Consider the following 9,680-nt stretch of genomic DNA (forward strand, 5'->3'; position numbering starts at 1 on the left):
TTTAGCGGTCAGTTCAGGCTCACTTCAGGTCAAATTGACCGACCATCCCAGACTGGTAATGACCTGGCACGTTGCAGGCAAATTGAAGTCCAGTTGTATTGTTGAAGGTCCAGATCAATTCCTTTGTTGCTCCTGGCTCGATCAGCATGCTGTTCGGGTCGTTGTGTTCCATTCCAACCATCTTCATCCCTCCCATGCTGTGACCCATGCTGCCCGTCATTTTCCCTGACCCGGTGGGTGTAAGCGTTCCATTCTGGAACATGCTCGCCATTTCTTTTTGGTGCGCCGCATGAGCGGCGGCTTGGCCGATATTGAATTCGTGCAGCAGTGCGCCCTTATTACGAAGGACAAAACGAATAGTCTCACCAGGCTTCACATCGATGTTTTTAGGCATGAAGAAAATATCACCCATCTCCACATCTACCGTACGGGTCACCGCAGAAGCGACGCCAGGCTGGCCGATGTCCTCTTTGCCATGACCTACGTCTGCCATGGCCGTCGCACCGAAGAATAAGGTGATCGCCGCAATAACTGGGGTAACGAGCTTAGCTTTCATGATGACCTCAAGAGCAAATGGAAAACACTAGCTATGCTAAACGGATAGAGCTGCCAGCTAACTGACGTGAACACTACATTTCTGTCAGTTTCCAAGAGTAGTACGGCGCGCATATGACGCCGTACCAACCGAGCGGATCAAACAGCCCATCGGAGGTACCCGGTTACTGATGGTTCTCAGAAAGCATCAGTTTGTGTTCGCGCTGCATTTGGTTCAAAACGTCATCAACCATAGCGTCGTGCTTTTCCATCCAGGAAAGATGTTCCTGAGGCGACATTGATGCTTTTGGGTGATCCTGATGGAGTTGGTTCATGATTTCGCCCAGCAGTTTCATATGCTCGGCCATGTGTACATGGCGCTCTCCCTCTGGGGCTTTTTCAGCTTGCACCAAGGTCGCTTCTGCTTTGTCGCGTAGGCTTTCCATACGCTCCGCAATCCGATCTGCGCCACCTTCAGCCAAAGCAGACGCTGAGATGAGTATCGAACCCACAAAGAAAAGGATTTTTAGATGATTCATGAGGAAGCTCCTTTTTGATCTGTTTTCCGGCTCCCCCAAGGTTTCATGCGGAGGCGTCGGTCGAGTACTAGGGAGTACCCATGCTCGAACCCTAGACAGCACTCGCTGACATCTACCTGAAGCCAATATTACTTTTCTGTCAGTTGCTGGTTGGCAGAAGCATTTCCTTGCAGACTCATCATCACAATCATTCGAGAGCCACCCCCATGAGACTTCTGGTTGCGGAAGACGAACCCAAAATAGGCATTTATTTGCAGCAAGGTCTTGCTGAGGCAGGGTTCAATGTTGATCGCTTTACCAATGGTAAGGAGGCGCTTCAACACGCGTTGAGCGAGGCTTATGACCTGCTGATTCTCGATGTGATGATGCCTGGGCTGGACGGATGGGAAGTACTTCAGAAGGTGCGGGCATCCGGAAAAAATGTCCCCGTGCTTTTTCTCACGGCGCGAGACCGCGTCGAGGATCGCGTCAAAGGACTTGAGCTGGGGGCAGACGATTACCTCATAAAACCCTTCGCTTTTTCTGAATTGCTTGCCCGCGTCAGAACGCTGCTGCGAAGAGGGAGTACAGCCCCCTCCCAAACTCATATGAAATTGGCTGATCTTGAGGTTGACCTGCTCAAGCGCAGGGTTGTCCGTGGAGGCAAACGTATAGATCTCACGGCCAAAGAGTTTGCGTTACTCGAATTGCTGCTCCGTCGTCGAGGTGAGGTGCTGCCTAAGTCGCTTATCGCTTCCCAGGTGTGGGACATGAACTTCGACAGCGATACGAACGTCATCGAGGTCGCCGTAAGGCGGCTCAGAGCAAAGATTGATGATGATTTTGAGGTCAAGCTTATCCACACCTCCCGAGGCATGGGCTACATGCTAGATGCGCCGGATTCTGGGACGGGGCTGGAATGAAGCGAATGTCTCTGACTACCCGCATGAGCCTGATGTTCATGCTAGCTGTAACGGCGGTGCTCACCGTCGCTGGACTCAGTTTTAACAGCCTTAGCCGGCATCATTTCAAAATGCTAGATCAGCAGGCGCTAAACGAGAAGCTACACTCGACCCAAAGAATTTTGACGGGATTGAGTAGCATTGACCAGTTCAGTGATGTTAAGCCTGAGTTGGAGGCGCTGCTGGGTGCTCACCGAGATTTGACAGCCCTGATCTTCGATGGTCACGGCAAGACCCTTTTTGCTGATCCAGGTCCAATCGATATTCCTGAAGACTTTCGCACGACCTCAAACAACAACGTTTGGGAGTGGCGTGATGATGAGCAAACGTTCCGGGGAATAACGGCGCAGGCGATTGTGACTGGACAAGAAAAACCGCTGACCGTTATGTTGATCTTTGACGTTACGCAACATATGGCGTTCTTTGAGACGCTTGAACGCTGGTTTTTGATAGGGTTGTTTATAAGCGCGCTGGTCAGTGCGGCGCTGGGCTGGATGGTCGCGAGCAGTGGACTAAGACCTATTCGCCAGGTTACTCAAGTCGCTGCGTCAATGTCTGCTAAATCGCTCAAAGAACGGATTCCTTTAGCGGCCGTGCCTAAAGAGCTTCAGCAGATGGTGCTTTCTTTCAATGCAATGTTATCTAGACTTGACGATGCATTTGTTCGCTTATCAAACTTCTCTGCGGACATTGCTCACGAACTACGAACACCAGTCAGCAATTTGATGACACACACCGAAGTGGTGCTTTCTCGAAAAAGGAATATTGAAGATTACGAAGACAACTTGTATTCGAATCTTGATGACCTGAAGCGTATGGGGCGGATGATCGATGACATGCTTTTTCTAGCGAAATCAGATAATGGTCTGATTACTCATGAAAACAAACCGATAGACTTGGTAGCGCTAGTAGAAAAATTACTCGAGTACTACCGCTTGTTGGCTGATGAGCAAGGCATCGACCTTAAGGTGACAGGGAGGGGCAGCGTCCGAGGTGACGTTCTTATGCTCGACAGGGCTATCTCTAATCTGCTCTCGAATGCCCTCCGGTACACCCCCGCAGGGAAATGTATCAGCGTCGATATAAGGCAGGAAGGGACGTCAATCTCTGTCTCCGTGGAAAACCCTGGAGAACCTATCGCTCCTGAGCACCTTGAAAAACTGTTTGATCGATTTTATCGAGTGGACCCCGCTCGTAGAGAAGGAAACCCAAGTAATGCGGGGCTAGGCTTATCAATCACTCGATCCATTATCGAGTCGCATGGCGGCAAGATATGGTGCACGTCGTCAGATGGAAAAACAGCCTTTCATATACAGCTCCCATGTGCGAGTGCAGAAAATGCCTAATCAACGACACCATATACACCCGAGCAGCTATGTGGTCTTGCGAACGGTTTTCACGGTGTGAACGTCGCAAAACGGAAGCCCGTTTTAACCATTTTTTCAAGAAATTCAGCGTCCCAAAGCAGGTCCAAGCTGACTGAAATGTAATCGAATAGTTTGCGTTCGTGTGGCATCGTGTACTTGCGCTGTGACGTTGGAATTCTTGTGATTATTCCTGTCCAGCCCGCCCTAGAACACGGAATTTGCTAGGTAGCTCGCCAGTGTTTTTAATAAGCGTAAAAGTAATAACTAGATACTCATCAAAAACCTAGAATCAACAGCTTTTGCTGTGAGGAGTCTTGCATGTCATTCCTTAAAACCACCACCGTAGCTGTAGCACTGACAGCGGGTTTGCTTTTGAGTGCAGTTGCTCAAGCACATCCAAAGCTGCTTTCTTCTACTCCAGCAGAAGGGTCGGATGTTGCTGCTCCTGCGAAAATTGAACTGCAATTTTCTGAGAATCTAACGACTCAGTTTTCCGGTGCTAAGCTGATCATGACCGATATGCCTGGCATGCCTAACTCCCCAATGGGCGTTAAAGCAGCCGTTGCAGGCGGTGGAGATCCTAAGACGATGGTTATTACGCCTGCATCGCCATTGACCACAGGTACTTATAAAGTTGAGTGGCGTGCCGTCTCGTCTGACACTCATCCAATCACCGGCAATTTTTCTTTCAAAGTGAAATGATTCATGAGCGACTCAATAAATATAGCTGTTCGCTTTGCTCTATATTTTGATCTGATGCTGTTATTTGGACTGGCAATATTTGGTCTTTATAGCCTGAGGGGAAAAGAGAGAGTATCGGGAGCGGTTTTAAATTTTGAGTCGCTTCTTTACAGTACATCTGTTTTAGGTGTAGCTCTGTCTCTAGCAGCCATGTTGTTGCTTGCGAAAGCTATGAGTGGTGTGTCGGGCTTCATGGAGCTACATCACCATATTTTTCAAATGGTTCTCATGGGGACTGACGTCGGTTTGACCTGGATGGTCCGGATAGTGGCGTTGCTGACGGCTGTTCTCGGCGTTGCTCTGAGCAAGCGCTTTCCGACACTCAGTCTTTGGATTGTCACTGTATGTGGCGCCATTGCGCTAGCGACGCTGGCATGGACAGGGCATGGTGCGATGGACGAAGGGAGCCGTCGTTACTGGCATTTTACTAGCGACATCTTCCATCTCTTGGCCGCAGGCGGTTGGTTGGGTGCGTTGGCAGCATTTGCACTGCTGCTGCGTTTAAAATCGCTGAAAGGTGATCAGGAAGTACGAGTTCTTGCTCGGGTACTGACAGGGTTTGAATCGGCCGGCGCGGTGATTGTAGTGATCATCAGTATAACGGGCGTGGTGAATTATCTATTTATCGTAGGACCGAGCCTCGATGAGGTGATGCTCAGCACTTATGGCCAGTTGCTATTTTTGAAAATCCTGCTATTTGCAGGGATGATCGTATTAGCCACGCTTAACCGTTTTCATCTAAGCCCCTTATTGGAGCGATCAGTTCGCAATGGCGAATACGCTGTCGCGGTGAATGCCTTGCGCCGTAGCATGAAACTTGAGTTTTCAATGGCGGTCATCATTATCTGTCTTGTCGCATGGTTAGGTACTTTAAGCCCTGTCATGGAAATGAGCGCAGCATAGACGTTGGTAACAGCCAATACAGGAGTCTTAAGGGTGAATTGTAAGGGCCATTTGCACCGTCTACACTTTAGCCCATGAAACGCTATGTGCGGTGTTGCCTGATTTTCCTAATTAGCTTGGCGCTTCCCCTTAGCGGGATGGCGGGTGTTCAGGCATCGACTGAACCATGCCCGATGAAAACCATGGGTATAGCGATGATGGATGGTATGGGTCAAGACTGCTGCCACGACATGAAAAGTACCGCTGAGCATGGCAAACCTTGTAAGTCGGGCCAGGAATGCAAAACGGGCGGCATGCTGCAAGTCTCGATCATCAAGCCTCCTATTACCTTGTCCAGTCCAATCGTTCTGCCCTTCTCCAGCCATTTCCCACTCGTACAAACCCCTTCTGGGTTATGGCGACCTCCCCGTACTTGATTCCTGTACCACACTGAGCCTCATTCCGCGTTAGCGGGATGGCATATCTGCGCGCATGTCTTATGAAGCGCGCGGTGGATCATCACAGGAATCGTGAACATGAACTCCAACTGCTTTTGCACAGGTTGGTCCCTCGTGGCCGGCCTGGCGGCAAGCGTACTGGCATTGCCGAGCCTTGCTGGTGCATTGACACTCGATGAAGCGCTGCGGCTGGCCGAAAACAATGCACCGTCGTTGACCGCACAAGACGCCAAAATTCAAGCAGCCACCAGTGCGGCCATTCCCGCCGGCGAACTACCCGATCCCAAGCTACTGCTGGGCGTGCAGAACTACCCCATTGGTGGACCCGACAGATGGAGCATCGACCAGGACTTCATGACCATGCAAGTGGTCGGGATTAGGCAGGAGATGCCCAACAGCGACAAGCGCAAAGCACGTATCGAGGTCGCGGATGCGGCTGTTGATCGAGCGTCAGCCGAGCGTCGAGTGGCGCGTCTGAACGTCCGACAGTCCACGGCATTAGCCTGGATCAGAAGCTACTCGGTTGAGCGTAAAGATGCGTTGTTCCAGGACTTCTACAAAGAAAACCGTCTTCTGACCGATACCGTCAGAGCTCAGATTGCGGGTGGCCGAGCCCAACCCGCCGATGCGGTGACACCTAAACAGGAAGCTGCTCAACTGGCTGAGCAGCAGGATGATTTAGTTCGTCAACGTGCACAGGCCCGGGCCGCCCTCAAGCGCTGGATTGGCCCTGCCGCCGATGACAAACCGGTAGGCGGTTTGCCTGATTGGCCTATTGAGACCTCAGGTTACTCCCATAAGCTGCAACATCACCCCGAATTAGCGGCTTTTGTGCCGATGACCCGTGAAGCACAAGCCAAGATCCGTGAAGCTGAGGCGGAAAAGCAGTCTGACTGGAGCTGGGAATTCGATTATCAGCACCGAGGCCAACAATTCGGTGACATGGTCAGCGTGCAGTTTTCATGGGATCTCCCGCTGTTCCCTAACTCTCGGCAAAACCCCAAGATTGCGGCCAAGCACGCCGAACTAAACCAGCTTGAGGCTGAGCGCGAAGCCCTGTCACGCGAGCATACCCAGCAACTGGAGGATGAGTTGGCTGACTACGAGCGCCTCAATCGTGCAGTCAGCCGTAATCAGGAAAGCTTGTTGCCGTTGGCTAAAGAAAAGGTCGAACTCACGATGGCCAGCTACCGCTCCGGCAAGGGTGATTTGAACTCGGTTGTTGCCGCCCGACGCGAACTCATCGAAGCCCGTCTCAAGCAGGTTGACGTTGAAGAGCAACGTGCCCTGACCAGCGCTCGCCTGTATTTCTCTTACGGGGAGTCCGCTCAATGATTTTTAAATTATGGAAAGGGACTTTAATCATCGGCATCTCGATTGCCTTGGGTGTTGCCGGGGGTTACTGGTTAGCCCAACCGCGAATGAGCGGAGTAGCTGGTGTCGTACCGGATCATGAACCCAAAGCCTCTGCCGATCGAAAAGTTCTGTATTGGTATGATCCCATGTACCCACAACAGAAATTCGATAAACCGGGTAAGTCACCCTTCATGGACATGCAGATGATCCCTCAATACGCAGATACCAAGGGGGACAGCGCTGCCATTCGAATTGATCCAAGCCTGACTCAGAACCTTGGTGTGCGACTGGCTAGTGTCAGTCGAGGCGTATTTGCCTCGACACTGAACGTGGTAGGTGTGCTGGCCTTCAACGAACGGGACGTTGCAGTCATTCAGGCCCGTACAGCGGGTTTTGTCGAGCGTGTGTATGCCCACGCACCTGGTGATGTGCTGAAAGCGAATGCCGCCTTGGCAGATATCTTGGTGCCGGAGTGGGCAGCTGCTCAGGAGGAATTTCTCGCCCTCAAGCGTAGTGGCGATGCTGGCTTGCTGACAGCGGCCCGGCAGCGACTGCGGCTAACCGGAATGCCACTTACGTTAATTGCTCAAGTTGAGCGCACTGGCAAAGTTCAATCGAACCTGACGCTGACCAGCCCTATTGGTGGTGTGCTTCAAGAGCTGAGTGTGCGTGAAGGTATGACGGTGGCCGCAGGCGAGACGTTGGCTCGTGTTAATGGTTTGAGCAGTGTCTGGCTGGCCGTGGCTGTACCAGAGGCGGAAGCTGGGTCAATCGTAGTAGGGCAAGCAGCTGAAGCGCGTTTATCCGCATTCCCTGGAGTTGTGCTCAAGGGCGTCGTCAGTGCGATTCTTCCGGAAACCAGTTCGGACAGTCGCACACTTCGCGTTCGAGTTGAGTTACCCAATCCAGATGGCCGACTCAGACCAGGTTTGACCGCACAGGTAAGCCTCAATCGTTCAACGGAGCAAAGTGTTCTGTGGGTGCCGAGCGAGGCCGTCATTCGTACCGGTCGACGTGCGTTGGTCATGCTCTCTGAAGACGCTGGTCGATATCGCCCGGTGGAGGTGCAGCTAGGCCAGGATAACGATGGCAAGACGGCGATATTGAAAGGCTTGGAAGAGGGGCAGAAAGTGGTGACCTCTGGCCAGTTCCTGCTCGACTCGGAGGCCAGTCTCAAGGGCGTTGTCGCAAGCTCATTGGACGTTTCGCCATCTACTATGCCCGTTGGCGCTTTGCATGAGGCCGATGGTCAGATCGTTGAGATCAACGACAAAGAAGTCACGCTCGCCCACGGTCCCTTCAAGACATTGGGTATGCCAGGCATGACGATGACTTTCCCTCTCGCCACTCCTGCTCTGATGAAGGGCCTAAAAACGGGCGACAAGGTTCGGATCGCTGTTAGCCAGACGGACGATGGTCTGCGTGTTGAACGTCTGGAACGCTCTGGGGGCCAGCCATGATTGCGGCCCTTATTCGCTGGTCGGTGGCCAACCGCTTTCTTGTGTTGCTGGCGACGCTGTTCGTCACGGCATGGGGGATCTGGGCGGTTCAAAGTACGCCCATCGATGCATTGCCAGACCTGTCGGATGTTCAGGTAATTATCCGTACACCTTACCCAGGCCAAGCCCCACAGATCGTCGAAAACCAGGTGACCTATCCACTGGCAACCACCATGCTCTCGGTACCTGGGGCCAAGACTGTGCGCGGTTACTCCTTCTTTGGCGACAGCTTCGTTTATGTGCTGTTCGAAGACGGAACTGACTTGTACTGGGCCCGCTCGCGGGTGTTGGAATACCTGAGCCAGATACAAAGCCGCCTACCAGCCAGTGCTAAGCCAGCCTTAGGACCTGATGCCACTGGCGTTGGCTGGATTTTCCAGTACGCGTTGGTTGATCGCAGCGGTGGGCACGATCTGGCGCAACTGCGAGCCCTACAGGACTGGTTTCTCAAATTCGAGCTCAAGACGCTGCCGAACGTTGCGGAAGTTGCCACCGTAGGTGGCATGGTCAAACAGTATCAGGTCCAGCTCGATCCGCTAAAGTTGGCGAACTTGGGTATCACGCAGTCTGAGGTGACCGAGGCGATCGGCAAAGCCAATCAGGAAACCGGTGGAGCCGTGCTGGAAATGGCGGAGACAGAGTTCATCGTACGAGCTTCCGGCTACCTAAAGACGCTCAATGACTTTCGCGCCATCCCGCTCAAACTGGGCGCGGGCAGTGTGCCGGTCACGTTGGGCGATGTTGCCACGATTCAGTTAGGGCCTGAGATGCGTCGAGGCATTACCGAACTCGACGGTGAAGGTGAGACCGTCGGCGGCGTGGTGATTCTGCGCAGCGGTAAGAATGCTCGTGAAACCATTGCGGCGGTCAAGACCAAACTCGACGAGCTGAAAAGCAGTCTGCCGGCGGGGGTAGAAATCGTCACCACGTACGACCGCAGCAAGTTGATTGATCGTGCCGTGGAAAACCTCAGCCACAAGCTGATCGAAGAGTTCATCGTCGTCGCGTTGGTCTGCGGAATCTTTCTCTGGCACCTGCGTTCATCTCTGGTGGCAATCATCTCCCTGCCGGTTGGGGTGCTGATCGCCTTCATCGTGATGCGCTATCAGGGTATCAACGCCAACATCATGTCCCTTGGCGGGATTGCCATCGCCATCGGCGCTATGGTCGACGCTGCCGTGGTGATGATTGAAAATGCCCACAAGAAGGTCGAGGCTTGGCACGTGGCCAATCCTGGGGAGGAACTGAAAGGTGAACGTCATTGGCACGTGATGACTGAAGCGGCTGCCGAGGTAGGACCTGCATTGTTCTTCTGTCTGCTGATCATCACCCTGTCGTTCATTCCGGTGTTCACGCTGGAGGC

10 protein-coding genes are annotated in these 9,680 nt (G+C 52.7%); 8 read left to right on the forward strand and 2 right to left on the reverse strand.

What is annotated here, in order from left to right; all coding sequences use genetic code 11:
• Positions 1-19: 19 nt before the first annotated feature.
• Entirely contained in the window at positions 20-556 is a 537-nt protein-coding gene (locus ACODSV_RS34960) for a cupredoxin domain-containing protein (protein ID WP_019334911.1), read from the reverse strand.
• A gap of 163 nt (positions 557-719) precedes the next feature.
• Complete coding sequence (locus ACODSV_RS34965) at positions 720-1,073, reverse strand: co-regulatory protein PtrA N-terminal domain-containing protein (protein WP_019334912.1); 354 nt, start codon at positions 1,071-1,073, stop codon at positions 720-722.
• Positions 1,074-1,279: 206 nt separating this feature from the next.
• Here ACODSV_RS34965 and ACODSV_RS34970 point away from each other — a divergent pair, with 206 nt between their 5' ends.
• The 8 genes from ACODSV_RS34970 to ACODSV_RS35005 form a co-directional block, all read left to right on the forward strand.
• Positions 1,280-1,975 (forward strand): heavy metal response regulator transcription factor, encoded by a 696-nt coding sequence (locus ACODSV_RS34970; RefSeq protein WP_017341638.1) that lies wholly within the window; start codon positions 1,280-1,282, stop codon positions 1,973-1,975.
• A complete protein-coding gene (gene copS / locus ACODSV_RS34975; protein WP_032901844.1) occupies positions 1,972-3,360 on the forward strand; it encodes a copper resistance membrane spanning protein CopS in 1,389 nt (462 codons plus the stop codon). Before ACODSV_RS34970 ends, copS begins: the two co-directional genes overlap by 4 nt.
• Positions 3,361-3,699: 339 nt before the next feature.
• A complete protein-coding gene (gene copC, locus ACODSV_RS34980; protein ID WP_017341635.1) occupies positions 3,700-4,083 on the forward strand; it encodes a copper homeostasis periplasmic binding protein CopC in 384 nt (127 codons plus the stop codon).
• Between the two features lie 3 nt (positions 4,084-4,086).
• Positions 4,087-5,025, forward strand: a complete 939-nt coding sequence (gene copD, locus ACODSV_RS34985) for a copper homeostasis membrane protein CopD (protein WP_019334915.1) — start codon at positions 4,087-4,089, stop codon at positions 5,023-5,025.
• A gap of 74 nt (positions 5,026-5,099) precedes the next feature.
• A complete protein-coding gene (locus tag ACODSV_RS34990; RefSeq protein WP_080761980.1) occupies positions 5,100-5,441 on the forward strand; it encodes a hypothetical protein in 342 nt (113 codons plus the stop codon).
• 99 nt (positions 5,442-5,540) lie between these two features.
• The gene (locus ACODSV_RS34995; protein ID WP_454844006.1) at positions 5,541-6,797 is read left to right on the forward strand and encodes a TolC family protein; all 1,257 of its coding nucleotides are present in this window, start codon (positions 5,541-5,543) and stop codon (positions 6,795-6,797) included.
• On the forward strand, positions 6,794-8,278 hold the full coding sequence (locus ACODSV_RS35000; RefSeq protein WP_008437420.1) for an efflux RND transporter periplasmic adaptor subunit: 1,485 nt from the start codon (positions 6,794-6,796) through the stop codon (positions 8,276-8,278). Before ACODSV_RS34995 ends, ACODSV_RS35000 begins: the two co-directional genes overlap by 4 nt.
• On the forward strand, positions 8,275-9,680 hold a 1,406-nt coding region (locus ACODSV_RS35005; protein WP_150095512.1), incomplete at its 3' end, for an efflux RND transporter permease subunit. The genes ACODSV_RS35000 and ACODSV_RS35005, both read left to right, overlap by 4 nt.

Source organism: Pseudomonas sp. FG86, from assembly GCF_057808775.1.

Coding starts and splice junctions, on each gene's coding strand:
- ACODSV_RS34960 (WP_019334911.1), bottom strand. CDS start 556: ATGAAAGCTAAGCTCGTTACCCCAGTTATTGCGGCGATCACCTTATTC.
- ACODSV_RS34965 (WP_019334912.1), bottom strand. CDS start 1,073: ATGAATCATCTAAAAATCCTTTTCTTTGTGGGTTCGATACTCATCTCA.
- ACODSV_RS34970 (WP_017341638.1), top strand. CDS start 1,280: ATGAGACTTCTGGTTGCGGAAGACGAACCCAAAATAGGCATTTATTTG.
- copS (WP_032901844.1), top strand. CDS start 1,972: ATGAAGCGAATGTCTCTGACTACCCGCATGAGCCTGATGTTCATGCTA.
- copC (WP_017341635.1), top strand. CDS start 3,700: ATGTCATTCCTTAAAACCACCACCGTAGCTGTAGCACTGACAGCGGGT.
- copD (WP_019334915.1), top strand. CDS start 4,087: ATGAGCGACTCAATAAATATAGCTGTTCGCTTTGCTCTATATTTTGAT.
- ACODSV_RS34990 (WP_080761980.1), top strand. CDS start 5,100: ATGAAACGCTATGTGCGGTGTTGCCTGATTTTCCTAATTAGCTTGGCG.
- ACODSV_RS34995 (WP_454844006.1), top strand. CDS start 5,541: ATGAACTCCAACTGCTTTTGCACAGGTTGGTCCCTCGTGGCCGGCCTG.
- ACODSV_RS35000 (WP_008437420.1), top strand. CDS start 6,794: ATGATTTTTAAATTATGGAAAGGGACTTTAATCATCGGCATCTCGATT.